22 protein-coding genes and 2 pseudogenes are annotated in these 26,450 nt (G+C 52.9%); 19 read left to right on the forward strand and 5 right to left on the reverse strand.

Annotation, left to right across the window (positions count from 1 at the left end; translation table 11 throughout):
- The first annotated feature begins 202 nt into the window (after window positions 1-202).
- Together acpS and mutY are read left to right on the forward strand one after the other, a co-directional pair.
- Entirely contained in the window at window positions 203-595 is a 393-nt protein-coding gene (gene acpS, locus NST07_RS02960) for a holo-ACP synthase (RefSeq protein ID WP_341089613.1), read from the forward strand.
- A 108-nt stretch (window positions 596-703) separates the two neighbouring features.
- Window positions 704-1,771: pseudogene (gene mutY, locus NST07_RS02965) on the forward strand (A/G-specific adenine glycosylase); the annotation flags it as partial.
- 959 nt (window positions 1,772-2,730) lie between these two features.
- Here the strand turns inward: mutY and NST07_RS02970 are convergent.
- Complete coding sequence (locus NST07_RS02970; RefSeq protein WP_341089615.1) at window positions 2,731-3,339, reverse strand: superoxide dismutase; 609 nt, start codon at window positions 3,337-3,339, stop codon at window positions 2,731-2,733.
- A 597-nt stretch (window positions 3,340-3,936) separates the two neighbouring features.
- Here NST07_RS02970 and NST07_RS02975 point away from each other — a divergent pair.
- The 6 genes from NST07_RS02975 (at window position 3,937) to folE (ending at window position 7,940) form a co-directional block, all read left to right on the forward strand.
- Complete coding sequence (locus tag NST07_RS02975; protein WP_076112803.1) at window positions 3,937-4,356, forward strand: GNAT family N-acetyltransferase; 420 nt, start codon at window positions 3,937-3,939, stop codon at window positions 4,354-4,356.
- A 181-nt stretch (window positions 4,357-4,537) separates the two neighbouring features.
- Complete coding sequence (gene lepB / locus NST07_RS02980) at window positions 4,538-5,155, forward strand: signal peptidase I (protein WP_341089616.1); 618 nt, start codon at window positions 4,538-4,540, stop codon at window positions 5,153-5,155.
- An 18-nt stretch (window positions 5,156-5,173) separates the two neighbouring features.
- Window positions 5,174-6,400: a tRNA epoxyqueuosine(34) reductase QueG gene (gene queG / locus NST07_RS02985; protein ID WP_341377206.1), complete on the forward strand. Its 1,227-nt coding sequence runs from the start codon at window positions 5,174-5,176 to the stop codon at window positions 6,398-6,400.
- Window positions 6,366-6,941, forward strand: coding sequence for a methylated-DNA--[protein]-cysteine S-methyltransferase (locus tag NST07_RS02990; protein WP_341089618.1), 576 nt, complete (start codon window positions 6,366-6,368; stop codon window positions 6,939-6,941). The genes queG and NST07_RS02990 overlap by 35 nt, the downstream gene beginning before the upstream one ends.
- Before the next feature lie 103 nt (window positions 6,942-7,044).
- Window positions 7,045-7,296, forward strand: a complete 252-nt coding sequence (locus NST07_RS02995) for a YneF family protein (RefSeq protein ID WP_341089619.1) — start codon at window positions 7,045-7,047, stop codon at window positions 7,294-7,296.
- A 50-nt stretch (window positions 7,297-7,346) separates the two neighbouring features.
- Window positions 7,347-7,940, forward strand: a complete 594-nt coding sequence (folE, locus tag NST07_RS03000) for a GTP cyclohydrolase I FolE (protein ID WP_341089620.1) — start codon at window positions 7,347-7,349, stop codon at window positions 7,938-7,940.
- A gap of 146 nt (window positions 7,941-8,086) precedes the next feature.
- Here folE and NST07_RS03005 read toward each other — a convergent pair whose 3' ends face one another.
- Both NST07_RS03005 and NST07_RS03010 read right to left on the reverse strand, forming a co-directional pair.
- Window positions 8,087-9,262 (reverse strand): Fe-Mn family superoxide dismutase, encoded by a 1,176-nt coding sequence (locus tag NST07_RS03005; protein WP_341097534.1) that lies wholly within the window; start codon window positions 9,260-9,262, stop codon window positions 8,087-8,089.
- 253 nt (window positions 9,263-9,515) lie between these two features.
- Window positions 9,516-10,556, reverse strand: a complete 1,041-nt coding sequence (locus NST07_RS03010) for an alpha/beta fold hydrolase (RefSeq protein ID WP_341089621.1) — start codon at window positions 10,554-10,556, stop codon at window positions 9,516-9,518.
- Window positions 10,557-10,844: 288 nt separating this feature from the next.
- Between NST07_RS03010 and NST07_RS03015 the strand changes: the two genes are divergently transcribed.
- Both NST07_RS03015 and NST07_RS03020 read left to right on the forward strand, forming a co-directional pair.
- Window positions 10,845-11,591, forward strand: a complete 747-nt coding sequence (locus tag NST07_RS03015) for an IclR family transcriptional regulator (protein ID WP_341089622.1) — start codon at window positions 10,845-10,847, stop codon at window positions 11,589-11,591.
- Between the two features lie 2,200 nt (window positions 11,592-13,791).
- Window positions 13,792-13,986, forward strand: a pseudogene (locus NST07_RS03020) (helix-turn-helix transcriptional regulator); the annotation flags it as partial.
- A 174-nt stretch (window positions 13,987-14,160) separates the two neighbouring features.
- Here the strand turns inward: NST07_RS03020 and acnA are convergent.
- Window positions 14,161-16,905: an aconitate hydratase AcnA gene (acnA, locus tag NST07_RS03025; RefSeq protein WP_341089623.1), complete on the reverse strand. Its 2,745-nt coding sequence runs from the start codon at window positions 16,903-16,905 to the stop codon at window positions 14,161-14,163.
- 266 nt (window positions 16,906-17,171) lie between these two features.
- Between acnA and NST07_RS03030 the strand changes: the two genes are divergently transcribed.
- The 9 genes from NST07_RS03030 (at window position 17,172) to NST07_RS03070 (ending at window position 24,916) form a co-directional block, all read left to right on the forward strand.
- The gene (locus NST07_RS03030) at window positions 17,172-18,200 is read left to right on the forward strand and encodes an amidase domain-containing protein (RefSeq protein ID WP_341089624.1); all 1,029 of its coding nucleotides are present in this window, start codon (window positions 17,172-17,174) and stop codon (window positions 18,198-18,200) included.
- A gap of 19 nt (window positions 18,201-18,219) precedes the next feature.
- Window positions 18,220-19,311 carry a D-alanine--D-alanine ligase gene (locus NST07_RS03035; protein ID WP_342481021.1) on the forward strand — a complete coding sequence of 364 codons (1,092 nt, stop codon included), beginning with the start codon at window positions 18,220-18,222 and terminating at the stop codon, window positions 19,309-19,311.
- Window positions 19,312-19,360: 49 nt separating this feature from the next.
- Complete coding sequence (locus NST07_RS03040) at window positions 19,361-19,678, forward strand: hypothetical protein (protein ID WP_038585586.1); 318 nt, start codon at window positions 19,361-19,363, stop codon at window positions 19,676-19,678.
- Window positions 19,675-20,682, forward strand: a complete 1,008-nt coding sequence (uvsE, locus tag NST07_RS03045; protein WP_341089627.1) for a UV DNA damage repair endonuclease UvsE — start codon at window positions 19,675-19,677, stop codon at window positions 20,680-20,682. Before NST07_RS03040 ends, uvsE begins: the two co-directional genes overlap by 4 nt.
- A 162-nt stretch (window positions 20,683-20,844) precedes the next feature.
- Window positions 20,845-21,723 (forward strand): inositol monophosphatase family protein, encoded by an 879-nt coding sequence (locus NST07_RS03050; RefSeq protein WP_340895002.1) that lies wholly within the window; start codon window positions 20,845-20,847, stop codon window positions 21,721-21,723.
- Window positions 21,724-21,745: 22 nt separating this feature from the next.
- Window positions 21,746-22,036, forward strand: coding sequence for a hypothetical protein (locus NST07_RS03055; RefSeq protein ID WP_341089629.1), 291 nt, complete (start codon window positions 21,746-21,748; stop codon window positions 22,034-22,036).
- A gap of 105 nt (window positions 22,037-22,141) precedes the next feature.
- Entirely contained in the window at window positions 22,142-23,428 is a 1,287-nt protein-coding gene (locus tag NST07_RS03060; protein WP_342481022.1) for a stalk domain-containing protein, read from the forward strand.
- A 151-nt stretch (window positions 23,429-23,579) separates the two neighbouring features.
- Complete coding sequence (def, locus tag NST07_RS03065; protein ID WP_341097536.1) at window positions 23,580-24,143, forward strand: peptide deformylase; 564 nt, start codon at window positions 23,580-23,582, stop codon at window positions 24,141-24,143.
- A 152-nt stretch (window positions 24,144-24,295) separates the two neighbouring features.
- The gene (locus NST07_RS03070; protein ID WP_342481023.1) at window positions 24,296-24,916 is read left to right on the forward strand and encodes a hypothetical protein; all 621 of its coding nucleotides are present in this window, start codon (window positions 24,296-24,298) and stop codon (window positions 24,914-24,916) included.
- A gap of 140 nt (window positions 24,917-25,056) precedes the next feature.
- Here NST07_RS03070 and NST07_RS03075 read toward each other — a convergent pair whose 3' ends face one another.
- A complete protein-coding gene (locus NST07_RS03075) occupies window positions 25,057-26,373 on the reverse strand; it encodes a glutamate-1-semialdehyde 2,1-aminomutase (protein ID WP_341089635.1) in 1,317 nt (438 codons plus the stop codon).
- Window positions 26,374-26,450 lie beyond the last annotated feature (77 nt).

Raw genomic sequence — 26,450 nt, forward strand, 5'->3', positions numbered from 1 at the left:
TGGTTAAGATTCATGATGAGGGAAGCAGCAGAATAGACTTCAGCAGTTTTTTCTTTTAAGATAGCAGAAAGAATCCGGGACAACTATAATCTATATGATTTACGGATAATGTATATGAAGATCATACCATTAACAAAGCTATTAAGGATAGCTATCAGATTGAAGCGGTTTATGACTGCACGTCCATAAGGAGCGTGGGATTTTGATATACGGGATCGGGCATGATGTGCTGGAAATCCAGCGGATTGAAGCATTAATGAATAAAGGATCTGGAGCGAAGTTTATCCGGCGCATCCTTACAGAGGCAGAGCTTGAGCTTCTGGAGCGGCGGGGCGGTAACGCTGCGGAGTTCATAGCCGGGCGGTTCGCGGCCAAGGAGGCGGTTGTGAAAGCGCTGGGCTGCGGCATCGGCCGGGAAGTGGGGTTTCAGGATATTCAGATCCTGCCGGATGTATATGGCAAACCGATCGTTACACTCTCGGAGGAGGCCTGGGAACGGCTCCGGCTGAAAGGCCGGGAGTACCTTATTCATCTTACCATTACCCACAGCCGTGAGCTGGCTTCGACCTTTGCGGTAATGGAACGGACGGTTTGAGCGGCAAGGAAGGCTGGAGCTTATAGTATGGGACTTGAATGAACTGACAGGCCGTAGCTCCACTGATGCCTGTGTGAAGTGAATATAAAGAATCAAGGAGAATAAATGATGACAACGCATGAACAACAGGAGCAGGCGCAGCAAGATACTAAGTTGTTTTTTAGCCGTAATTTGCTGGAATGGTACCATGGGCAGAAACGTGATTTGCCTTGGCGGCGCCATCGCAATCCGTATTATATCTGGATTTCGGAAATTATGCTGCAGCAGACGAGAGTCGATACGGTTATTCCGTATTTCAACCGCTTCATTGAGCGGTTTCCTACGGTGGAATCGCTTGCCGACGCACCGGAGGAGGATGTGCTGAAATGCTGGGAGGGTCTTGGTTACTATTCCCGTGCACGGAATCTTCAGCATGCCGCGCGGCAGGTGAAGGAACAATACGGCGGAATGGTTCCGAATGACCGCGATGCCGTATTCAGCCTTAAAGGGGTTGGCCCCTATACGGCAGGAGCTATTCTCAGCATTGCGTTCAACCGGCCTGAACCTGCGGTAGACGGAAATGTGATGCGGGTATTGTCCCGCTACTTTCTGATGGAGGATGACATCGCTAAGGGGCCGACGCGGGTGAAGATGGAGCGGCTGGCGGCGGAGCTGATCCCGGAGGGGGAGGCTTCGCATTTCAACCAGGCGCTAATGGAGCTCGGGGCGCTCGTCTGCACGCCGAAATCACCGCGGTGTCTGCCTTGCCCGGTGATGGAGCACTGTGCCGCGCGCCTGGCGGGCTGCGAGACGTCGCTGCCCGTCAAGACCAAGGCCAAGCCGCCGCGCCCCGAGGAGCGGCTGGCGGCCCTTGTTACGGGCCGCGGCGAGCACGCGGGCCGGGTGCTGATCCGGCAGCGGCCATCCAGCGGGCTGTTGGCCCGCATGTGGGAGCTGCCGCACTGGCCGGCGCCGCCTGCGGAGGGCTGCGCTTCCGCAGCGCTGCTGCCTGAGGCGGCAGCGCTGGACCGGCTGCGCCGGTCACTACGGCAGGCCGGGATCTTCGCCCGGCCTGAAGAGCACTGGATGGCTGCGGAACATACGTTCAGCCATATCGTGTGGACCCTGCAGGTGTACCGCTGCAGGGAAGAGGACGCCCCGGCGCTGCCGCTGGCGGCGGAGGGACGGGCGGCATACGCGGCTGGGAACGCGGCTGCCGCCGTGCCCACGGCTGGTAGCGAAGGGCCCGCAGATGGCACGCAGGCTGGTGCTGCACCTGCTGATGGCCTGCAAGGCGGTGCTGTGTCTGTAAATGGCACACCAGGCACTACTGTGCCCACAGATGGCACACTAGGCGGCGGTGTGCCTGCTGATGGCACACCGAGTAGCGCTGCACCCGCAGATGGCACGCAAGCTGGTGCTGCACTGGCCTCAGGCATGCCGGCAGCCAGTGTTGTGCCCGCCATGGACACGCCAGATGCGTATGTGGTTGATCTCTTCTCCGCCGCGGACAGCCCGGTCGAGCAGTTCGCAGACGGCAGCGGAAATCCGGAGGATGCCGGAGCCGTGCGGTGGATCAACCGCGAGGACATGGCGAACTACGCCTTTCCGAACGTTTTTTTAAAGCTGCTTAACCATTATTTCGATGAGTTGGAAGCACAGAAGCTGTAAGACCGGAGGAGATTGGTTTGATGAGGGGAATAGGGCTGAATAGGCTGGCGGAACGGGCGGTACGAAATGGTGTTCAAAGTCCGGGAAAGAATAGAATCTATTGCACGCTGTACAGCAGAATCTAGTGGAAAAGGCGTTTTTGGCGATAAATCCAGAAATCTGTTGTACAAAATACAGCAGAATGTCATTTATTGCTGAGCAATGAGCTCTACTGCAGAAAGTGCATTCACATATAAATGCCTGGCAGGAATCAGACATAAGCGCTACGAATCAAGTTCAGTCTAGATAACGGGCCTATCAATGAAAAACGGCTGCACTATGTCCAATCCGGACACGGCGCAGCCGTTTTCACATCTAGGGATAAGGTGTAAGCTGGACACCACATCCTGCGTACAGCAACGGCCCCGTCCTTAAAAAAGGACGGGGCCGTTTGAGTTATAGATTAGAGTAGGCTGAGCGAGGCGCGGCGTTGTCGCCGCAGTTCCTTACTTCGCGCTTTCGTAACGCTTGCCGACTTCTTCCCAGTTTACTACATTCCAGAAGGCTTTGATGTAGTCAGGGCGTTTGTTTTGATAGTTCAGGTAGTAAGCATGCTCCCATACATCGAGGCCGAGGATCGGAGTAGCACCTTCACTGATTGGGTTGTCTTGGTTCGGTGTGCTTGTTACAGCAAGTTTGCCGTCCTTAACCACGAGCCAAGCCCAGCCGCTGCCGAAACGGGTAGTTGCTGCAGTAGCAAAATCTTCTTTGAATTTGTCGAATCCGCCCAGCTCGCTGTCAATCGCAGCTGCCAGTGCACCTGCAGGTGCGCCGCCGGCGTTTGGTCCGATGACTTCCCAGAACAGGGTATGGTTGGCGTGTCCGCCACCATTGTTGCGAACAGCAGTGCGGATAGCTTCAGGTACAGCGTTCAGGTCGGTGAGAAGCTCTTCGATGCTCTTGTTTTGAAGTTCAGGTGCTTTTTCCAGAGCGGCGTTCAGGTTCGTCACATAAGTATTATGGTGCCTGTCATGATGAATCTCCATCGTCAATGCGTCGATGTGCGGTTCAAGAGCGTTGTTCGGATAAGGAAGTGCCGGTAATTGAAATGCCATGGAAAAATCCCTCCTGAGTTTATTAGAATTGTATAGATAAAGAATTTTGGCAGTCTTGACGTCAAAACCCCTTATTTCCAATGCCTCTTATTGGTTATATCCGATAAGATACTTTTATTAAACCGTATCTGGAACAATAATGCAACATTAAACAAACATAAACGTTTAAAAAGTTGCGATCTAACAAACCTGACCGGAAGTGTAAATGCTGTGTTAAACTTATAGAATTCCGTGGAGACTCTACTTTTATACCTTAGAATTTACCTTTATAAAGAAAATATGTAAACATACTTCATGAAAACGCTTGATATTAAGCGCTTTCAAAAGAAAAATGGTGATATAACGGGAAAAGTGTGCTTTAATAGAGTCAAAAGCAGGTATTCCTCGGTTTTTGGAGATTAGAGAAGTTTCCGACTATTTTACATTAGGTTAATACTTCTTTGATCGCACGAAAAGCTGCTTGAAATGATGGATTCGACAACATTCTCGAAATTCATCCATTTTTGCTTTTCTGATGCCTTTTTTCCTCTTTATACTGTTACGGGAACTCCTTCTTTTTGTTAAATTCTAAGCCATAGAAAAGGGAGATTTTAAAGAATGCACGTTCGTTCCTTTCAATTAAGCGACGTTACCCCTGTGACTGAACTGCTGCAGAGCGCATTATCGGAAGAATGTTTTGAAAGCACGATCGAGCCCTTCTCCAGACAGCTTTCTTGGGATTCAGATCTCATTGTAGTTGCTGAGGATGAAGAAGAAATTGTTGGTGCGCTGATAGGTACAATCGAGAAGAACCACGGCTGTTATTTCCGAATTGCCGTCCATCCCGACTACCGCCGCAGAGGAATCGGCAGAAGTCTTGTAACGGCGATGGAACACAGATTTCAGGCGCGCAAGGTCAGCGGTATTTTCGTAGCCGTTGATGAGCACAATTCCTTTGCACTGCCGCTGTATGAAGCTATGGGATATGACGAGAATCAAATCTTCAAATCAGTACGGAAGCTCAGCATCGTTGGATAATGTCCTTTATCTTGGGTGCTGCGTAAGCGGAAACATTTACTAAATAGAGAACTATAGCGACTTGCATAGTCTGATCCATTATACTAAAGCATATCTCCCTGGAGTCCATTGCAAATGGCCGGGAGATATGCTTTTCTATTGTTATAGACTTGATCTACCAATCTGGGCAAGAAGGTGGCATATGGACCAGGAGCTTGAAGGGGAATTTATGCGAAGCCGCAAGCAAAGATACAGATCTGTCACACATCACGGCTCCAAACTGCAGCCGGGAAACAGATGGATTCTAGAACTGCGGGATTGGGTAATCACCGCGGCAATTGTATTTGGGTTCATGTCGCTTTTGAATATATTTATTTTCAACATATCTACTGTGGTCGGCCAGTCCATGCAGCCTACGCTGGTTGAGGGGGAGAAGCTGATCATTAACAAGATCACTTTGAGCTTTGCGAACCCGTCGCGGGGAGATGTTATTGTGCTGCATGATCCCAGCACCGGCCCGGACCGCAAGGAATATCTGGTGAAACGCGTCATTGGGGTACCCGGTGATTTCATAGAGGTACAGGGCCATAAACTGTATGTTAACGGAAAAATGGCCGATGAGCCGTATATTGATACGGAGATTCAGGATCCTGATTTTTCGGGGCTGACTGTTGAAAAGGGAAGCTATTTTGTGATGGGTGATAACCGGCATGCCGGAGCCAGCAAGGACAGCCGTTACTTTGGCACCGTCCCGCAGAAGAGTATTGTCGGCAAGGCAGTTTATATCTGGTGGCCGCTTTCCAAACTGAATTCATTATAAGAGAAGGTGAAGGCGGAAATGAACATTAAAACTCAGTCATCCTATGCTCCGCCGCCTTCCATATGGGAAGATCTCAAGGCGGAGATCAAGGCTGCCGCTCCGGCGCTGGGCATAGATGATATCGGTTTTGCGACAGCGGAGCCGTTTCTATATTTAAAAAACATCCTGCAGGATCACCGGGACAAGGGGTATGAATCCGGTTTTGAAGAGCCTGATTTGGATAAGCGGACTATTCCGGCACTTCCGTCCGGTGAGACGCCGCTATCCATTCTGGCGATTGCGGTGGCCTATCCTTCCAAGATGGAGAATCCGCCCAAATCTGAACCGGGTGCACGCCGGGGCATTCTGGCCCGGGCTTCCTGGGGCCAGGATTACCATCATGTGCTGCGTGAAGCGCTGGGGAAGCTGGAGGCTTTTATCCGTGAGCGTGTGCCGGATGCTGTGCTGGAGAGTATGGTGGATACAGGCGTGCTGGTAGACAGAGCTGTAGCGGAGCGGGCAGGAATCGGCTTCAGTGCCAAGAACTGTGCGATCATCTCTCCCAAGTGGGGGTCATGGATCTATCTTGGGGAAATGGTGACGAATATTCCGTTTCCCCCGGATGAACCCGTGGAGGAAGGCTGCGGAGATTGTACGAAATGTATTGACGCTTGTCCTACCGGGGCACTTGTTGGCCCGGGTCAGCTTAACGCCCAGGCCTGTATTTCCTATTTAACGCAGACCAAAGGGTTCTTAAGCGATGAGTATATGACCAAGATCGGCAACCGGCTGTATGGCTGCGACACCTGCCAGATTGTCTGCCCGATAAATCGCGGGAAGAACTGGAACCACCGTCCGGAGCTGCTGCCTGATCCGGAGATCGTCAAGCCGCTTTTGCTGCCGATTCTTGAGCTCAGCAATCGTGAGTTTAAAGAGAAATTCGGCAGCAGTTCGGCGGCCTGGCGCGGCAAAAAGCCGATCCAGCGCAATGCGATTATCGCGCTTGGCAATTTCAAAGAGGCTGGCGCTGTACCGAAGCTGACCGAAATTGTGCTGCGGGAGTCACGCCCGGAAATGCGCGGGACTGCGGCCTGGGCGCTTGGGCGCATTGGCGGCGGAGAGGCGCTGGCGGCTGTTGAAAAGGCACTGTTGGCTGAAGAGGACAACCAGGTCCGGGAGATGCTTGAACGGGCGCTGGAGAAGCTGCTGAAGCGGGAGGAGACGGAGAGTAATGAGCAAGCTGGCGGGGGGCAGTCTGGGAACTGAAACTGCTGTGTATTATAGTGAAATGGAATCGCCGATTGGCCCGCTGACCTTATGTGCAACAGAGGCGGGATTATGTCTTATAGAATTCGGGACATTTGCCGGGAGCCGGGAGAACCTGGAGAAATGGCTCAAGGTACGGATTGGAACCGTGATATTAATCGAAGATGAGTCCCGGCTGAAGCCGGCTATAGCACAGCTTGAGGCATATTTTACCGGAGGACTGCAGGACTTCACGCTGGCTCTGGATATGCGTGGCACGGCCTTCCAGCTTCAGGTATGGGAGGCGCTGCGCGGTATTCCCTACGGAGAGTCCGCTTCCTATAAGGATATTGCTGTGCGGATCGGCAATCCGCAGGCTGTGCGCGCTGTAGGCGGAGCTAATAACCGCAATCCTGTTCCGGTAATTGTACCGTGTCACCGGGTAATCGGTGCGGGAGGAACGCTGGTCGGCTACGCCGGTGGCCTTGCGATCAAGACCCGGCTGCTGCAGCTCGAAGCAGAGCACGCCCTCCCGGATGGCACCGGAACCTACCTCTTCTGACTCATGGGATTTACCAATTGCTGTCCAGTTCTTGAAATGCTATGATAGATTCGCATGCCCGCAGCGGGCGCTGCAGACAATTGAGTACAAAGGTGGATTCCAGATGGATATTGTATGGCCTATTATTACGCTTGTTGTTGGTCTGATCGGCGGATTCTTTATCGGCGTATATTATCTACGCAGACAAATGACAACGATGCAAAATGATCCGGAAATGCTGCAGAAGGTTGCGAAGCAAATGGGTTACAACCTGAACGGCAAGCAAATGCAGCGTGCACAGCAAATGATGAAGAACAATAATCAGCCTGGACGTGCTCCTGTTGCAAACAAAGGGCAGCGGCGCAAGGGCAAGTAACACGGTCCGGATAGATGAAGGTGTACGCGGGTGCGGAAGGGGGAGGTTTCATGGGGGGCATCAAGGAATACGTAAACGGCAAGGTCACGGTGAACCGCGAGCAGATCGAGTACCATGTTGAGAAGATATTGGAGTTAATCGGAGAGGACACCGGCCGCGAAGGGCTGTTGGAAACACCGGCACGGGTCACGCGGATGTACGAGGAGATATTTGGCGGTTATTCGATAGATCCCCGAGAGGCGCTAGGTGTAACTTTTGATGAATCTCACGAAGAGCTGGTCATTGTAAAGGATATCGTCTATTACAGCCAATGCGAGCATCACATGGCTCCTTTCTTCGGCAAAGTGCATATCGGCTACGTCCCAAGCGGGCGTATTGCCGGACTAAGCAAACTGGCCCGTCTCGTTGAAGCGGTTAGCCGCCGTCTGCAGGTGCAGGAGCGGATCACGACTCAAATTGCCGACATCATGACCGAGGTACTGAATCCTCATGGGGTTATGGTCGTCGTGGAAGGCGAGCATCTGTGCATGTGTGCCCGTGGGGTGAAGAAGCCCGGCAGCAAGACGGTGACCATGGCGACGAGAGGAAGCTTCCGTGAGGATGCTGCCGCACGCGCGGAGTTTTTGGCTTTGATCAAGGAATAAGATGATAGGGGAGATTCTCCCGGATTTGTACACATACAGAGCCCTGCTTTCACTTTAGATGAGAGCAGGGCTCTGTTTATTTATAAGTTGCCGTAACGCAATGGCAGTCCACGGGGCTTAGAACTTATTGGTTTTTTCCCGGAGTGTCAAAAGGGCTGCCAGACCAGCTTGCGGGCGGCGGCATAACGCTGTGAGACATAAGGCCAATTGACGACCTTCCACCAGTCTTGAATATAGGCGGCGCGGTTGTTCTGATGCTTGAGGTAATAGGCATGCTCCCACACATCCAGGGCGAGCAATGGCACAACATCCCATTGCGACAAATTCTGGTGTTTCTCTGCAGTGAGAATTTCCAGTCTGCGGCTGCGCGGGCTCCAGACAAGAATAGCCCAGCCCCCGCCTTCAACCTTATTCGCTGCTTCGGTGAATTGCGTTTTAAAGGCATCATAGCTGCCGAAGCTGCGTTCAATGGCGTCCAGCAAGGCGCCGGTTGGACGTCCGCCGCCTTGTGGAGACATTACGTTCCAGAAGATGGTGTGAAGATAATGTCCGGCACCATTAAAAGCAAGCTCTCGTTCCCAATGTTTGACGAGATCGAAATCGTTGGTTTTGCGGGCCTCCGCCAGCTTGATTTCTGCTTTGTTCAGTCCGTCTACGTAGCTTTGGTGATGTTTGTCATGATGGATAGTCATGGTCTTCTCGTCGATATACGGTTCAAGCGCATTATAAGCATAAGGGAGCGGAGGCAGCTTATGCCCGCCTATAGGCACAGAACCGGGTTCACGGGTTTGGACTGCCGGGGCTGCAGGCCCAAACCCGTTGCCGCTGCCCTCTGCAGAAGCTACAGACGCATACTCCGCCGGGTCCGCTGCGCTATCCCGCATTAGAACCGAAACCTGTCCGGGCGTGCCCAGTCCCTCCAGAACAGCAAGGAAATACTCGGACTCGCGAATAATATGCAGCAGTACAATAGCCGCCAGCGGCTGGGCTTTCACCGCCTTGCTGCTTTCGCACAGTGCGTATAGCTGGCGGATGAACTCACGCGACTGGGAACAGACGGTCTGCAGCAGCAGCTCTGTTTGGGCAGCGAGCTCACGCTGTCCGGCAAATGCCGGAGTGAGCGAAGTTTCCAGCAGCCGCCGCGCGGCTTGCTCTGTGGCACCAAAGACAACAGCCCATTCATCGAGCAGTTTGACATAAGGCTCTTCCAATTGAGGCACAATTGCTTTGATGACTTCGGTATGCTCTTTCTCCTGGGTTTTCCAAAATACAGTTTCTTCGAGTATTCGTGCTGGCAGCAGCGGTCCGTATACATATAGCATTACATGCAGTCCCCCCCGTCCGATTTCTTAAACGGTTCATTATATGAGCGGAAGCAGTGTCTTATGTGGCCTTGCCGGGAGAGAACATCTTTAAAGAGATCATTTGCAAAGCTGCAGACTGCAAAGGGTTGGCTGATTTCATGGGCTTTGCTAAGACGGTAGCAGCTAAATAACAAAAATAGCGTGCAGAGTTGTATTTTATGAATACATTCTGCACGCTATTATTTTTGAAAAAAGATGATACCTTATGAGGTTATTTGCCAGCAATGGAAGTCTGCTCATTCTCCTGGTTCTTAGCCAAATGCACATTGCCCAGAAAAGCGGAAACACGGCGCAGATATTCGCGGGGATGCTCGCGGAACAGCAGCTCATGGTGGCTGTCCTCGACGATCCATGAATCCGAGTACGGGTTGCTCTGGTTGGCCGCAAGCTCTTCGGCAATCGGGTATGGCGCCTTGTCATCCTTCGTGCCGTGCATGAACAGAACGGGAAAAGGATAATCTTCAGCTTTTACCTTGGAATACGGAATTTGATTCAGCCCTGTGCCGTTCAGTACCGGAAAGAGCAGCTCCATAATTTCCAGGGAAGGCTGGCGGGGAAGATCGATATTTTGTTTGATATTATGGTAAAGTGTATCCGGCTCCAGCAAAAAAGTGCTGTCCAGAATCATCGCATCGACGTCCTTGGTAACTAACCCCGCCTGAAGCGCTGTGCCGGCACCCATGGAGAAGCCCCAAACGACGATCTCTCTGGCCCCCCGGTCCTTAGCAAACTGTATGGCGCCTAAGAGCTGCTGGGATTCTTTTTTGCCGCCGGTAGCGATATCCTTGTTGGTCTGGGCAGCGAAGCCGTAGTCGAACATGACGACGTTGAAATTCAGGCTATGGGCATAATGGGCCAGATCATACATCGGTACCCAGGATTCCTCGCGGTTGGCGCCGTAGCCATGACTGAAGACAATGGTTTTGGTAGAGTCCTTGGACGGGATATACCAGCCCTGCATCGTCCGGCTTCCGTCATGCGCCTGAAAGGTCACATCTTCATAGTCCAGCCCCTTGGCCAGTGAAGGGTTGGAGTACAGGGGAGCCACTGTCGGATTAGACAGCACCCAGGCAATATAGCCATGCAGGGCAATGAAGCAGAACACAAAGAAGAAAAATACGGATAACAGCAATGCAACTACAATATGTTTAACGCGAATCATCCCCAGTGAAAGGTTGGGGGCGATGTCTGACTTATCCTCCTTGGTCTTGCGTGAGACCGGTCTGCCGGTACGGTGAGTTGCCAGATCCATAAGATCCACTCCTAAAATCGCAAAGTCAAAATCAAGCTGAACTGCTTCATGTTATGAACTATTTCCATTTGTATCGGCATAATTAATTCATATGTTTAATCGTATGGTGACGCCCTCATAAAGTCAATGAATTCGCCGTTTTTGTAATCTAACTGTAAAGTGCGGCCCAGCCTTTTCCTGTTAGTTAATATACTGGACTTTCCTTGGGCTTTTGCTCTAAGATAGAATTAACTATGTACAATTATGTAACCGGGTTTCATTTAATGAAACAGGTAAGGGGAGATTGCTGTGGAGGATCGTAAACTGACCGTACGTGCTGTAGAGCGGGCGCTGGATATATTGCTGTGTTTTACGAAGGAGAATGATGATTTAAGCTTGACTGAGATTGCTGCCAAAATCGGCCTCCATAAGAGTACTGTGCACCGGCTGCTCACTACCCTGGAGGAGAAGGGTTTTCTGATGCGCAATGAAAGTACCGAGAAATACCGGCTCGGTATGCGGATTTGGGAGCTGTCAACCCATCTGCCGACGCTGGATGAGCCGGCGGCACTGCTGCTTCCGGCGATGGAGCGGCTGCGCGACCGGCTGGGAGAGACGGTCAGCCTCTATCTGCGCGATGGTTTGGAACGTGTGCGCATTCAGGCTGTGCAGAGCCGGCAGGCAATCCGCCGGGTGGCGCAGATTGGTGCCCGGCTGCCCTTATCTGTTGGCGCTTCCAGCAAGGTGCTGGCCGCCTATGCGCCGCATGAGGTGCAGATCCGGCTGCTGGCAGATCCGGCTTGGCCGGAAACTGTAGATAGAAGCCTATACTTGGAGCAGCTTAAGGAAGTTACCCGCCGGGGTTATGCGACCAGCTTCGAGGAGCGGGAACCAGGAGCTGCTGCGGTGGCTGTGCCTATTGTCGGCCGCAATGGCAGCGTGGTGGCAGCCCTTTCCCTGTCCGGCCCTGTCAGCCGCTTGTCCCGGGAAACTCTCGAGGAATATGCTGTGGTTCTCTCGGAAAATGCAGCCGAAATGGGATTAATGATGGGTTAATCGGGAAAGTCTGGTTATGTAGTCGAATTATGGGGGTAAATTAAAGAGAAAACTGCCAGGAACAGTAATATTCAATTTGTAACTATAGTAAAAATGAACTATGATTACAAATTATAAGTTTCAGATTTTATAAGTAATTAAACTTTTATTCCGGGGGGGATGGGTGATTCCATTGAGCGCTGCAGTACCCGATTCATTAATGGAAGAGATTCAACAACTTCAAGACACATTCGGTGCTGTTACGAGTCAGGCTCTTGTGCTAACGGATCAGGAAGGAAACCTGATAACCCGTCCAACCATTGCAGGAAGGTTTTATAAGGAAATTATTGATTCCTTGCAGCACATACACCGTCCTTTTGAGCAGACACTGCGCCGCTTGGGGGCCTTGTCATATCCTGCCGTCTTGGACCGGTGGATTCCTGGATTGAAGTATATCATTACCCCGCTGGTTCCGGAGTACGGAGAGATTTACTATCTCTGGTCAGGCCTCTATATGGAGGAAGGTGCGAAGGAACTGGTATTGCAAGCCTTCGAGTCCAAGATGAAGAATCATCCGGAATATGATCAGCTAAGTTCCGAGCTATCTGCCTTACCCGAGAGCAGTAGTGAACGTATATTTGAGATCAGGGACAAGATAGCCGTTCTTGGCAGTATCCTGTGCAAATTAATAGGAGGCTCTGCCCTTAAGCCGGTGACGGAAAGAAACGCTATGATGATTTCGCGGCTTCTGACTCATCTGGAGGAGGATTTCCTGAAGATTGAAGAGGTGCTCCAGCAACTGGCAGGGACTTTTTCAGCCGCTGATTTGTATGCGTTTGCCAAGGAGAACGATGAAGGGCAATTCAAGGTGAATTATGCTGCGGGAAAAGAGGCACATCTTTTGCTGAATGCTGTATTTTCGCAAGGGGACGGTTTTTTTGGACAAGCGGTCCTCGGCAAAGATCCGAGACATTGGACAGACATTGCCAAGGATCCAAGATCTCTTTACTTCACCCGGCGGGGGATGACGCTGCCGGAATGCCTGTCCTGTTATCCGGTTTTGATCAACAACGGCAAAAGATCGCTTATGCTGGCAATCAGCTTTGGAAGAAACGAACAGGTTCAGGGCTACGACCGGCAGGAGCAAATCGTTGCCTCTTTGCTGGGAATATCCGACTGGGGAGAAATGCTGCTGCGCAGGGGAAAACTGCTTGAAGAAGGGACGTTCCTTCTTAAGGAAGCTGCTAGACTGCTGCCGCAAGCGTTGTCGAGGAAAGACCTGGGTATGCAACTGCTGGATGTTGTCATGGCCATGCCTTTTTATCCCCTATCCACGTTGGTTTACTTTCAGGAAATCGTGAGTTCAAACATTACGTATTTTTCCAGGGGCTGGGCCTCAGATGAGGATGCATTGTATGTCAAAGGGCTGGAGTCCCGCTACTCCCGGCAATCCTTTCTCTCGTCTGCTGTCATCTTTGAGGTGGCAGGAGGTTCGGTTCTGCTCGAATGTCCGCTGCTATCCGGGAACGAGTTCAAAGGACTCTTGTCTGTCGGATTCAGGGGGAGAAGTGAAGCAGAGCAATGGCAGACCTTCATCGAATCGGTAGCCTGTCTGGCCACTGCTGCCATTCGTCTTCTTGAGAAGGAAGAAAGGTATCTAGAGCAGGCCGAGGCCTTTTTGACCGAACTGCGCCGTTACCTCCAGAATGTAAACACTGAACTGAGCAGTCTATCGCTGGACGCTTCCAATATGGCGGCAGATTTTGCCCGTTACATAGGCCTGACTGAAGAGGAAGCTGAAAGGGTGGTAAGGGCGGCTCTGCTGTCTCCTTTCCAGATTGACGCGTTAACGGAGTTTGGATATTACCCGGATGAAATCCTGCTGTTGCAGCAGGTAGACGAGTTGGCCTCTCAATTCTTTACTGTGGAGAAGCCTCCCCTGCCTCTATCCGGCCAGGTGCTTGCGCTGATACTGCAGCATACAGGAAGAGGTGCCGATCAGCAACATCTGGGCAGCCTTCCGCACAAATGGATTGATCCATCCAGATACAGCAAGGACTACAATATTGCTTCCTGGATTGAGGATGAACGGATTTCCTCGTTCCAGTCGTTTCTGCTGAGCCGGGAGGATTCGCGGCCTAAGAAGAGAATCGTATCGGCAGCGAGGCTGCTGGATAGCCCGGCATTGACTACACTGAAGGAAGAATGGGGGGTCTCACCCCGGGAAGAAGAAGTACTTGAGCTAATTGTCCATGGGAAGACGAATAAGGAAATTGCCAGCACGCTGTTTATCAGCGAACATACCGTCAAAAATCACCTGAGCCGTATCTTTAACAAGATGAACGTAACCGACCGCTCGCAAATAATTGCACTTATCTATAAGAAGATACTAGATGCTGAACGCATCGAGATTTAGGCCCGATCCGAAGCTGCGGATACCGCTTGGATTGGATCAAGCATAGCCACAGGGTAAGCTAAATAGCCCCCGACAATCTCCCTTACGGGATTGTCGGGGGCTATTTAGTCTGTTCAGCACCGTCAGGATGGAAGGCAAGCCACAGTGGGTTCCACCCATCCTGACCAGCTGTAGTTATTCTACAGGCAGTGCAGTTTCCGAAGCGGCAGCATCAGCCAGCATCTGGCGGAGTACCGTCTGCAGAATGCCGCCATTGCGGTAGTAGTCGATGTCAACGGTGCTGTCTAACCGGGCAATGACCGGGAATTCAAACTGTGTGCCGTCCTCGCGGGTGGCGGTGACGGTGAGTTCCTGGCTTGGGAGCACGTAGTTGTCAAGTCCGGTGATATTGAAGGTCTCGCGTCCGGTCAGCCCCATGCTGCTCCAGCCGTGACCTTCCTGGAATTGCAGCGGCAGAACGCCCATGCCGACCAGATTGCTGCGGTGAATCCGCTCGAAGCTCTCGGCGATGACCGCCTTGACCCCAAGCAGCAGTGTACCTTTGGCGGCCCAGTCACGTGAGCTGCCTGTGCCGTATTCCTTGCCCGCGATAACGATCAGGTTCTGTCCAGCCGACTGGTACAGCATAGACGCATCGTAGATCGACATCACTTCTTCGCTCGGCAGGAAGGTGGTTACTCCGCCTTCCGTACCCGGTGCAACCGCGTTGCGGATCCGGATGTTGGCGAACGTGCCGCGCATCATCACCTCATGGTTCCCGCGGCGTGAGCCGTAGGAGTTGAAGTCGGCGCGTTCCACGCCATGGCTGCGCAGATATTCTCCGGCAGGACCGGAGGTGGAGATATTGCCCGCCGGTGAAATATGGTCAGTAGTGACGGAGTCGGCAAGCAGCGCTAATACCCGCGCGTTGCTGATGTCCTTGATATCTCCGACACCATCCGCCAGATGCTCAAAGAACGGCGGGTTCTGGATGTATGTGGAGTTGTCATCCCATTCATACAGCTCGCCTTCCGGCACAGGGATCGAATTCCAACGTTCGTTGGCAGTAAATACATTCTCGTATTTACGCCGGAACATCTCGGGACTTAGGGAAAGGCTGATTGCTTCACGAATCTCTGCCGAAGTCGGCCAGATATCTGCAAGGAATACAGGCTCACCCTGCGGATCATAACCCAGCGGCTCAGTCTTCAGATCAATGTTCACAGTGCCGGCCAGGGCATAGGCTACAACGAGCGGCGGTGAGGCCAGGTAATTTGCTTTAACCTGGGCATGCACACGGCCTTCGAAATTCCGGTTGCCGGATATTACTGCAGCTACTGTCATATCATGTTCTGAAATGGCCTGGCTGACTTCATCCGGCAGCGGGCCGGAGTTGCCGATACAGGTGGCGCAGCCGTAGCCGGCCAGATAGAAACCCAAAGCCTCAAGCGGCTTCAGGAGATTGGCTTTTTCCAGGTATTCCGTAACCACAAGCGATCCCGGAGTGAGACTGCTCTTCACGTAGCCTGGCTTAGTCAGACCGCGTTCCACGGCTTTTTTGGCCAGCAGCCCGGCTCCAAGCATAACGCTCGGGTTGGAGGTATTCGTACAGCTGGTGATCGCTGCGATTACGACGGCACCGGTGCTGAGCTTGCTGGTGCTGCCGTTCTTGTGCTGCACTTCCACGACTTCAGCAATCTTCTCATCACTGAGGCCGTAGCCTCCCTTGTCTACAGGTGTGCGGATGATGCCTTCGAAGTTCTCTTTCATATGTGTCAGCTCGACACGGTCCTGCGGACGTTTCGGTCCGGCAAGGCTGGGAACAACAGAGGCAAGATCAAGCTCGATGATGTCGCTGAACTGCGGGTCCGGTGTATCCGCGGTGCGGAACATGCCTTGAGCTTTGTAATAGTCACCAACCAGCTCGACCAGCTCATCCGGACGTCCGGTGCTGCGCAGGTAGGCCAGCGTCTCTTCATCAACCGGGAAGAACCCGATGGTCGCTCCGTATTCGGGAGCCATGTTGGCTACGGTCGCACGGTCAGCAAGGCTGATGTTGGCAAGGCCCGGTCCGTAGAACTCTACGAATTTGCCGACAACGCCTTTCTTGCGCAGCATTTGCGTTACTGTCAAGGCCAGGTCGGTTGCCGTAGCACCTTCCATCAGGCTGCCTGTAAGCTTGAAGCCAACCACATCTGGTGTAACAAAATAGAGCGGCTGCCCAAGCATGCCTGCTTCGGCTTCAATACCGCCCACACCCCAACCAACGACTCCAAGACCGTTGATCATAGTGGTATGGGAATCTGTGCCGACCAGGGAATCGGGATAGACTACAGTTTCACCGTCAACGGACTTAGTGGTGGCCACGGACGCCAAATACTCTAGGTTGACCTGATGCACAATTCCTGTTGCCGGCGGAACAGCGCGGAAGTTGTTGAAGGCTGTCTGCGCCCAGCGCAGGAAACGGTAGCGTTCTTCATTGCGTTCAAATTCCACATTCATGTTGTATTCGAGCGCATCGGCGGTGCCAAAGGCATCGACCATGACAGAGTGGTCAATGACAAGGTCAACCGGAACGAGCGGATTGATCTTCTTGGGATCGCCTCCCGCTTTCTTGACGGTATCGCGCATTGCAGCAAGATCGACGACCACGGGCACACCGGTGAAATCCTGCAGGACGATCCGCGCAGGAATAAAAGGAATCTCTTTATTGCGGTCTATGCCACCTGACCAGCCGGCCAGCTGTTTTACATGCTCTTCCGTGATCGCCCGTCCGTCATACTGGCGGACAGCCGCCTCAAGCAGTACTTTGATGGAAAATGGCAGGGATGAAATGCTGCCTGCGCCTTGTTCTTCAAGGGAATTAAGATGATAGTAGCGGTAGGTTTTGCCGCCTGACTCCAGGTTCTTAGCCAGGGAAAAATGGTCCTTGCTTGGCATATATGCGCCTCCTCGTTTCATCTGGTGAAACATCATTTCATATTGTTTGTATGTTAAGTATAACGGTTACAAAGGGGGGAGTAAAGTTTTTTTTGCTGCTTTTTTACCCAGATTTGCCCTGTCCCGTGCGCTTTCTTGCGCTTTGCCTAAAGCTTGGAAATTAGCTTGGCCTGCTTGTCATTCACTGATTCCATCTGTATAGCCGCAGGTATTCCTTCATATACATAGGACAGCAGCCAAACAGGGATGAAGGGGCGGGAAACGGGATGGAATTAGAGTGGAAGAAAAGCTTGTATGTTTATGTGGATCAGTTAAACAAGGCGCGTGTGGCACCGGGGGCCGATCCGCGCCGTACTGCCGTCATGGACCCGCGTTATCTCGTGGCCCAGGGGGAGCGCTCTCGGCGGCTTGCCCAGTGGTATAACCGCCGGGGGATTACTCCTCTGCGTGCGGAGACCGGTGTCAGGACACTGCGCACCGTCCGCCAGAATCCGGGTGAGGTCGTAGCCGATGTAGCGCTGCACAGTGCACTGTATTATGAGAAGGGCGGAATGACGCACCGCGAGGATACGATCGAGACGGAACGTCTGACTTTTGTGCGGGAAGGCAGTTCATGGGAGATAGCCACTGTGGAGCGCAGTGTGCAGGAAAGAAATACGCAGCGCAGAGCACTGGAGGCGGATCCCGCACTGCGGTTGTCCAAATGGGGTGAGGTACTGCCTGCCCCGCAGCCGTCGCAGCCCCTGCTTAACCGGAATGTGCTCCGCGGGATTGCCGGATCAAAGGAGGTGCGTTACCGCCGGGAAGAAGCGGCGGCTTATGCTGACCGCTGGTGGAAGGACGGCAACCCGGAGTTTGAGGTTTTTGATGTGGACTGCACAAATTATGTGTCTCAATGTCTCTTTGCAGGGGGCGCACCTATCAACTATACTGGTAAAAGAGAAACCGGCTGGTGGTACAAAGGCTACAATGGAGCGCAGGAATGGTGGAGCTTCAGCTGGGCTGTGTCGGACAGCCTGCAGCGCTATTTGAGCGGGGAGCGGAACAGCGGACTTCGCGCTGAGGCCGTGGAGCGGCCGGATCAGCTGATGCTTGGCGATGTCATCCTGTACGACTGGGACGGCAACGGCCATTACCAGCACAGCACGATCGTCACTGCTTTTGACGCGGGCGGAATGCCGCTGGTGAATGCAAGAACGGTCAGCAGCCGTCACCGTTTCTGGGATTACCGTGATTCCTATGCATGGACCGACAGAACGGCCTACCGTTTTTTTCATATCAATGACTACTTATAATCCAGAAAGAGGTTAGGGCATGGGGAACACAAAATTAACCGTAGGACTGGTGTACGGCGGCAAATCCGGAGAGCATGAGGTATCGCTGCAGACGGCATTCGCGGTTATGAACGCTTTTGACTACGATAAATATGAGATTATTCCTTTCTATATTTCCAAACAGGGGCTGTGGAAGGTCGGCGAAACACTCACTGCCGCTTACAGCGGAATTGAGCAGTTGAAGCTTGCCGGGGCAGCCGGAGATATGGGCGCAGCATTAAATACGGTATTCAGCGGGCTAGCGGGCGGGGAGAAGAGCATTGATGTGATGTTCCCGCTGCTGCACGGTACCAATGGGGAAGACGGTACGATTCAGGGCCTGTTTGAAATGGCGAATATTCCTTATATCGGCGCAGGTGTGCTGGCTTCATCCGCTGGTATGGATAAGGTCGTGATGAAGAAGCTGTTCGGCGAAGCGGGTCTTGCGCAATGCGAGTATTGTTATTTCAACGCTGCCGTATGGAAGCACAAAAGCCATGAGCTGATTATGGGGGTAGAGGATAAGCTGGGTTACCCTGTGTTTGTCAAGCCGGCCAATCTGGGCTCCAGTGTGGGCATTTCCAAAGCCGTAGACAAGGAAAGTCTAATCAAGGCTGTCGATTTTGCTTTCCGCTATGATACCAAGGTCATCATTGAAGAATTTGTTGATGCCCGCGAGGTGGAGGTTGCCGTACTTGGCAATGAGGACCCCGAGGCTTCCGTTCCGGGTGAAATCGTCTCTTCCGGAGAATATTATGACTATGCGGCAAAATATATCGACGGCAAATCGCAGATGCTGATTCCGGCTCCTGTCGATCCTGAGGTGGCGGACCGCCTGCGTGAATCGGCGATTGCTGCCTTCCGGGCGATCGAAGGCAGCGGGATTACCCGTGCCGACTTCTTCGTACGGAAGTCCGACGGCCAAATTCTGATTAATGAAGTGAATACAATGCCGGGCTTTACGCCGTTCAGCATGTACCCGCTGCTGTGGCGCGAGACAGGTGTATCGTATCCTGCTCTGCTGGACCGCATGATCGAGCTGGCGCTGGAACGTTACAAGTATAAACAAGGCCTCAAATACGACAATGAATAAAATCAGGTGAGCGGCGGGGTCCTTCCGGCCGGAAAGGAGAGACAACAGCATGGGGTTTCAATCGGAATTCAATTCGGTCTGCAAGTTCAAGAATGAGCAGGAGCTGTATGAACTGCTCGAGTACGGCCGCACCAAGATGGTGAAGCAGGGGTTTCGCGTGTATCCGACCGGCCAGAAGGTTATTGCCTATACACCGGAGAATGTGGCTGTGGCGATCGTCAAGATCTCCGCTTCGATCGCGGAGATCAACTTCCAGGGCAATGAGGTTACAGCGGTCGAGATGGAGCTGGTACGCAAGCTGAACGAAGAAGAGTCGCGGGTGCAGACGGCGCTTGCCTATGAGATGTTCTTCGGAGAAGAAGGATGATTGTCCGCTTCGGATATGTAGCCATGTCCACTGTCATCCCAGACTGTTCACCATCCAAGACAATGACGATGGCAAGCTTTGCGAAGCTGAACGACCGTGAAGCCGGGCTGCGGCGTCTGGCGACCCTTGCGAAGATGAACCTGCATAATACGCTGCGCCTCCTGAAGCATAATGCCGGCTCAGATATTATGGTGTACCGCATGACTTCCAAGCTGATTCCGCTGGCAACGCATCCTGATCTGCGGGACTGGAACCCGTTGGCCGTACTGGCTGAAGAGTTTGCCGAAGTGGGCAGCTATGTGAAGAAGCACGGGATGAGGGTGTCCTTTCATCCTGATCACTTTACGGTGCTCAGCACGCCCCGTCCTGAGGTGCTGGCGAGTTCTATCCGTGATTTGCAGCATCATACGGATATGCTCGTTGCAATGGGGCTGCCGGCAACGGCCAAGAGCAACATTCATATCGGCGGAGCCTATGGGGACAAGCCTGTGGCGGCAGCGCGGTTCCGGGAGCAGTTTGCAGGGCTTGCGCCTGAACTGCAGGAGCGGATTACGCTCGAGAACGACGATAAGACATTTAACGCGCGGGAGACGCTGGAGGTTGCCCGTAGTCTCGGGCTGCCGATGGTGCTCGATATTCATCACCAGTGGGTGAATAATGAAGGCGAGCTTCCATGGGAGCTGTGGCCGGAGATTCAGAAGACCTGGAAGAGTCCGCTGGCACTGAAGGATGTGCTTCCAGGTGAACTGCTGCCGCCTAAGATCCATGTCTCCAGTCCGCGCAGTCCTTCTGATCCCCGCAGCCATGCCGATGGTGTGGAACCGGCGCCGCTGCTGGCTTTTCTAAAGCGGATTGCAGCCGATACCCCTGCTGTGGATGCCATGATTGAAGCGAAATCGAAGGATGGTGCCTTGTTTGGTCTGATGGAGGCTATGAAGGAGCTGGCGGAGGCCGGCAACGGAATTACGATATTGGACGGGGCGAGTATTAATATTGAGCCGTAACCTGCACCATGCCAGAAGATTTGGGCAGGAAGCCTGGCAGGTTTGACTTGATAAGTAGACTGAAATAAGGTACGTTGAATGAAACTTAAGCAGCAGTGAGCCTGTGTGTAGCAGCAATGTTTCATGGGAGAGCGATTAAGTAAAAGAAAGTGGAGTGAAGATATGAATCCTTTAAATCCTGAGAACCGGAAGGAACGGGAGCCCTATGTAGTTACAAGTAAGGGGCACACGGCGGCAGCGATTAACGCGGCAGCCAAAGCGGGGGAATGGATCAAGAGCAGACAAGGTCAAGTGAAGGAGCTGGGCAGCAAGACATCGGCCCAGGACCTGGTAACGGAAGTTGATAAAGGCGTGGAGCAGATGATCCGCCGGCTGATCCTGACCCATTATCCCGACCATGCTATCCTTGGGGAAGAGGGTGTTCAGCCGGGAACAGATTCGGTTGCCGCCGCTCTGGAAGAGGGACGCCAACACGAATACCTGTGGATTGTCGATCCGATTGACGGCACCACCAATTTTGTGCACGGATTTCCGTTCTACTGTGTTTCCATCGCTCTCGCCGTTAAGGGAGAACTGACTGTTGGTGTTATTTACGACCCTATCCGTGACGAGATGTTCGTCGCCGAGAAGGGTAAAGGAGCTTACATGCACGGCGTGCCTACCTCGGTTTCTGCCGAGACGGTGCCTGGGGACAGTCTTATTGCGATGGGTTTTCCACCGGACCGCACCTTTGCACAGCCGGCAAATATGGCGGGACTGCAGCAGATTCTGCCTCAGGTCCGCGGCATCCGTGCCGGAGGTTCAGCTGCGTTGCATCTGGCCTACGTGGCGGTTGGCCGGGTGGATGGTTACTGGGAGGTCGGCCTGAGTCCTTGGGATTGCGCAGCGGGCGTGCTGCTCGTTAGGGAATCCGGCGGCAAGGTTACCGATACCTTGGGTAATCCTTATGACATCGGCACTCGCCATGTTGTGGCGAGCAACGGTAAAATTCATGATTATCTGGTTTCATCCCTGAAGGAAGCCAAAGCAACGGGATTTTAGCTTTAAGGAGGCAACTGGAACCATGAGCAGTAATGATGATCTGGAGCGCAAGCTCAGTGAGCTTTTGGAAGACGGGGACATGGAGCAGGGCGACAACAAGGACAAAGAAATCCGTCAAATCTCGCCCAAGTATGAAATCCGGATCCAGACTACACTCGATCCTATCGTAGAAGAAACCTTGCGCTACCGTAAAATAGCTTATGAACTGGATGACCGTTATGACAGATATCTGGAGCGTGCAGGGAAGAGCCATGCTCCCCGCAACGCCGAGGGTACAAAGAACAGCACCGGGTCCGGCAGCGGACAGGAATAAGTCACCGGGCCAACAGCAGGAGCGGTTTCCCGAACGGGAAACCGCTCTTCTGCGCAGAGCGGCCGAATGTTAGAATGGAATTATATTACTTTTAGGAGGGGAACGATGCTGAATACATGGAGGAAAATAGCGGCTGCCGGAACAAGCGGTCTGCTGCTGCTCGCCATACTGGTTAGCGCAGGTGCAGGATACGCCAAGGCCGAGGAGGCTGCTGCAGCAACCCAGGGAGCGGAGCAGGATATCTTTCGCATTGTAGCACTGGGAGATTCGATAACTGCCGGATATGAGCCGGGGATGACCGATGTAAACGTGAAACCCTACGGTTACGCAGAAAGACTGCTGGAACAGGGGTATTATCATGGAAGAAGCACACTCGGCAATTACGGTATTCTGGGGCTAACCTCAACAGGGCTGCTTAATTATACCGGAGCGATTAAAGACGGGGCTGTGATTACAGCTGAGGGTATTCAGGCAGGGCTGCCCGATCCGCGGATAGAGCAGTTTGCGGCACTGACTCCGCAGATTCGGACCGAGCTTGCTCAGGCGGATCTAATTACAGTCACGATCGGCGGAAATGATGTCAGCAGCCTATTCCTTCAGTACAAGCAACTGACGGATGAAGATTTCCAGGCTCAGCTGGAGCAGCGTTTGAGCGCCTACAATACGAATGTGAAGACAGCGCTTGAGAACATCCGTGCCGTGAACCCGCAAGCAACCATTCTGCTAGCCGACCAGTATCAGCCGGCTCCCAAATTTGCGGTAAAAGAGGCCTATCCCAAGCTGATGGGCGCAGCGGAGCGGTTGACAGCCATGGCGGACAGTATTGCGGCCAGTTTCGACCAGACCGGAGCACCGGTGCGGGTAGCCCATATTGCCAAACAATTCGTGGGTCTTGAGGGCTCGCTGACACATATCATATCGTTGGATTTTCATCCCACACAGCTGGGGTATGAGAAAATCGCCCGGGTGTTTGCAGAACTGCAGTGGGGAGAATACCGCACACCGTCTGCTCTTGCAACAGCGCCGGGTTCGGCACCGATGTCGATTGTGGTAAAAGGCACAGAGCTTAATACCCCAAATAAGCCAGTCATTAAGAACGGCCAGAACTTTCTCGCACTGCGCGATGTTCTTAATGCTGTGGGTGCCAGTGGAAAGTGGGACAGGAAGACAGCCAGCGCAACAATTGTTTACGGTGACCGGACGGTGGTTATTACCATTGGCTCGAAGTATATTAAGGTCAACGGGGAAGATCAAGCAATTGATACACCGGCGTTTCTGCAAAATGTCGGCAAAGAGGAGAAAACTTACCTGCCGCTTGCCGCACTTGCTACGGGACTCGGTTTCGACGTGAAATACAGCAGCCAGTTGAAGACTGCTTTCATAAATCCATAAAGCTGCATAAGATAATAGTGTAACGCCTTGAGCAAATACTTATAGGTGCAAGTTGCAATTTATAAATCATCATTATGAATTTAGCCCGCATGGCAAAGGTGGATGAGTGTTGTTGTCTAGTACAAAATATAGTGCAGATTATGTGATCACGATGGATGATATTATACGGGAAGGTCATCCTATTCTCCGCAGTGTAACCGAGCCGGTACAGCTGCCGCTGCAGGATACTGACCGTGAAGCGCTGCAATGCATGATGCAGTTTCTGAAGAACAGCCAGGACCCGGAGGCTTCCGCCAAACATAAGCTGCGTTCCGGCATTGGCTTATCCGCGAACCAGATCGGCCTTCAGAAGCGGATGTTCGTGATGTACCTGAAGGATGACAAGGGCAAGATTGTGGAGCATACCTGGGTGAATCCCAAGATCATCAGCCATTCGCTGGCGATGGTGTATTTGCCGGAGAGCGAGGGCTGCCTGTCTGTGGACCGCCCGGTTCATGGTTTTGTTCCGAGATATGAGACGGTAAAAGTAAAGGGCTATGATCTGAGCGGCAAGGAAGTCGTCCTGAAGTTCAAGGGTTACCAGGCCATTGTGATTCAGCATGAAATGGACCACCTGGACGGGATTATGTTCTATGACCGGATCAACCAGGAGAATCCGTTCAAGCTTCCGCAGGATGTAGAAATCCGCAGCCTATATGATCAGAAAGCAAACTGAAGAGAGTTGTTGATGGCAGAAAGCTGTTGTCCTTAGGGATGACAGCTTTTTGTGCTGTGTATCTGAATTTCTTATAAATGGAAAAAATGATACAATAGAACAATCGTAGATAGGATGTTAACAGATTACACTGAATCCGGGAGGGGAAAGAAATGGGCTGGAGCAGGATGCCACTACGGGGAATACCGAATGATTATAATGATGAGGCCAGAGTAATTGATGAACAGATCTTAAGACTGGTGCAGCAGCGCAAGGCGCTCTCCGGAGGGAGGGGGCTTTTTCCGGAAGAGGAAGCCATGAATCAGCTGGCGGTGGAGTCTGGTCTTGAGGTTTCGGAAATATCGCTGATTCTAAGCAATCTGAACGAAGCCCGGCCCAGACGGCATTTCTGGGATGAGCCCGGGCCGCTGCTGGGGGTGCTGGCAATAATGAAGACTACGCTGGATGGCGATTTTGAATATATGCTGACCCACTCCATGCAGTATGAGAAGTTAAGCATCGTCACCCTGGAAATCAAGTGCTTGAAAGAAACGGTGGAGCGTGTCCATATTAATCCCATGCTTAAGCTTGCTGTTCTAAGTGAGACAAGCTATGAAGTAGAAAATCACGGTGCAAACGGCGGCGGAGCGCATGTTCACATGCAGTTCATGATCTCTCCGCCGCTTCCGGACGATCTCAGCACCACACAGTTTTCTCTGGTGCCCGGAAGCAGCAGATTCCAGCGTCCCGCGTTCGAAGAGGTCAAACTGGACAAGCAGATTGATTTCTATTGATCAGCTGGCTTGATTCTCACACCTGAATCCGGCAATGCAAATGACCCACTGCGGCTTGCCGCAGTGGGTTTGAATTTGTTAATGGAAGCAGGTCTAGTAAGCTTAAGTAATCAGTGTTGCAGCCGGGCAGGTGTTAAAGATTATTTCTCTGCCGACATTGCCTGGAAGGAAGCTTCTGCAGCTTCCAGTGTTGCGTCAATATCGGCATCCGTATGCGCTGTGGTCAAGAACCAGGCCTCATATTTGGACGGGGCAAGGTTGATCCCGCGGTTCAGCATATGGCGGAAGAAGCTGGCGAACATTTCGCCGTCTGTATCTTGGGCTTCCTCATAATTGGTGATCGGATGAGCGCAGAAATGGGTGGAGAACGCCCCGCGGATCCGGTTGATCGTCAGCGGAATGCCGTGACGGTCTGCCGATTGCTGCAGTCCCTCTGTCAGCCGGATGGCGAGCCGTTCCATTTCCTCATACACCCCTTCACCCTGCAGCACCTCAAGACAGGCGATACCTGCTGAGATGGAGGCAGGGTTGCCGGCCATAGTTCCGGCCTGGTATGCCGGACCGAGCGGCGCAACCTGCTCCATCACATGCTTGCGGCCGCCGTAAGCGCCGATCGGAAGACCGCCGCCGATGATTTTGCCGAGCGCGGTCAGGTCAGGTGTAATGTCTTCGTGATTATCAAGGCCTGCATAAGTTTGAGTAGAACCGTAATGGAAACGGAAAGCGGTGATGACCTCGTCATAAATGACAAGCGATCCGTTATCATGGGCCAGCTTGCACAGCCCCTCCAGGAAACCTGGCTCCGGCATAACCATACCGAAGTTGCCGACGATCGGTTCCACCATAACAGCGGCTACGTCAGCACCCCATTTCTCCAGCGCCTCGCGCAGTCCGCCAAGATCGTTGAACGGAACGGTGATGACTTCCTGGGCGATGCTGCCGGGAACTCCGGCGCTGTCAGGAATGCCCAGTGTGGAAGGGCCGGAGCCGGCAGCGACCAGCACTAGGTCGGAGTGGCCATGGTAGCAGCCGGCGAATTTCACGATCTTGCTGCGCTTGGTATAAGCGCGGGCCACCCGGATTGTGGTCATTACGGCCTCCGTGCCGGAGTTGACGAACCGCACTTTATCCATCGAAGGGATTGCTTCCTTGAGCATTTTGGCCAGCTTGATCTCAAGCTGGGTGGGTGTGCCATACAGGATGCCATTCTGTGCGGCTTCCGTAATCGCCGCTGTGATATGTGGATGGGCATGGCCGGTAATAATCGGCCCGTAGGCTGCGAGGTAATCGATGTACTCGTTGCCGTCCTCGTCCCAGAAGCGTGAGCCACCCGCGCGTTTCATAAATACCGGCGCGCCGCCGCCAACAGCCTTGAAGGACCGGGAGGGGCTATTGACGCCTCCGACGATATGCTGAAGGGCTTCCTGATACAACTGTTCTGATGTGGTACGGTTCATGAATAATCATCCTTTCATATGTCTTGGGGCAAGGGAACGGGCGAACTGGCGGCGGATGCCGCTGTTCGCCCGTCCTG

Origin of the sequence: Paenibacillus sp. FSL L8-0340 (genome assembly GCF_038593145.1) — a bacterium.
Taxonomy (GTDB): Bacteria; Bacillota; Bacilli; order Paenibacillales; family Paenibacillaceae; genus Paenibacillus_AQ.

Bases quoted from the DNA above. Each gene is read 5' to 3' on its own strand.
- NST07_RS03005 (WP_341097534.1), bottom strand. From the start codon at position 9,262: ATGCTATATGTATACGGACCGCTGCTGCCAGCACGAATACTCGAAGAA.
- NST07_RS03075 (WP_341089635.1), bottom strand. From the start codon at position 26,373: ATGAACCGTACCACATCAGAACAGTTGTATCAGGAAGCCCTTCAGCAT.
- NST07_RS02990 (WP_341089618.1), top strand. From the start codon at position 6,366: ATGAGCAAGCTGGCGGGGGGCAGTCTGGGAACTGAAACTGCTGTGTAT.
- NST07_RS03050 (WP_340895002.1), top strand. From the start codon at position 20,845: ATGAATCCTTTAAATCCTGAGAACCGGAAGGAACGGGAGCCCTATGTA.
- NST07_RS03040 (WP_038585586.1), top strand. From the start codon at position 19,361: ATGGGGTTTCAATCGGAATTCAATTCGGTCTGCAAGTTCAAGAATGAG.
- NST07_RS03055 (WP_341089629.1), top strand. From the start codon at position 21,746: ATGAGCAGTAATGATGATCTGGAGCGCAAGCTCAGTGAGCTTTTGGAA.
- queG (WP_341377206.1), top strand. From the start codon at position 5,174: ATGAACATTAAAACTCAGTCATCCTATGCTCCGCCGCCTTCCATATGG.
- folE (WP_341089620.1), top strand. From the start codon at position 7,347: ATGGGGGGCATCAAGGAATACGTAAACGGCAAGGTCACGGTGAACCGC.
- NST07_RS03010 (WP_341089621.1), bottom strand. From the start codon at position 10,556: ATGGATCTGGCAACTCACCGTACCGGCAGACCGGTCTCACGCAAGACC.
- lepB (WP_341089616.1), top strand. From the start codon at position 4,538: ATGGACCAGGAGCTTGAAGGGGAATTTATGCGAAGCCGCAAGCAAAGA.
- NST07_RS03060 (WP_342481022.1), top strand. From the start codon at position 22,142: ATGCTGAATACATGGAGGAAAATAGCGGCTGCCGGAACAAGCGGTCTG.
- acnA (WP_341089623.1), bottom strand. From the start codon at position 16,905: ATGCCAAGCAAGGACCATTTTTCCCTGGCTAAGAACCTGGAGTCAGGC.
- NST07_RS03030 (WP_341089624.1), top strand. From the start codon at position 17,172: ATGGAATTAGAGTGGAAGAAAAGCTTGTATGTTTATGTGGATCAGTTA.
- NST07_RS02995 (WP_341089619.1), top strand. From the start codon at position 7,045: ATGGATATTGTATGGCCTATTATTACGCTTGTTGTTGGTCTGATCGGC.
- NST07_RS02970 (WP_341089615.1), bottom strand. From the start codon at position 3,339: ATGGCATTTCAATTACCGGCACTTCCTTATCCGAACAACGCTCTTGAA.
- uvsE (WP_341089627.1), top strand. From the start codon at position 19,675: ATGATTGTCCGCTTCGGATATGTAGCCATGTCCACTGTCATCCCAGAC.
- NST07_RS03035 (WP_342481021.1), top strand. From the start codon at position 18,220: ATGGGGAACACAAAATTAACCGTAGGACTGGTGTACGGCGGCAAATCC.
- def (WP_341097536.1), top strand. From the start codon at position 23,580: ATGGATGATATTATACGGGAAGGTCATCCTATTCTCCGCAGTGTAACC.
- NST07_RS03070 (WP_342481023.1), top strand. From the start codon at position 24,296: ATGGGCTGGAGCAGGATGCCACTACGGGGAATACCGAATGATTATAAT.
- NST07_RS02975 (WP_076112803.1), top strand. From the start codon at position 3,937: ATGCACGTTCGTTCCTTTCAATTAAGCGACGTTACCCCTGTGACTGAA.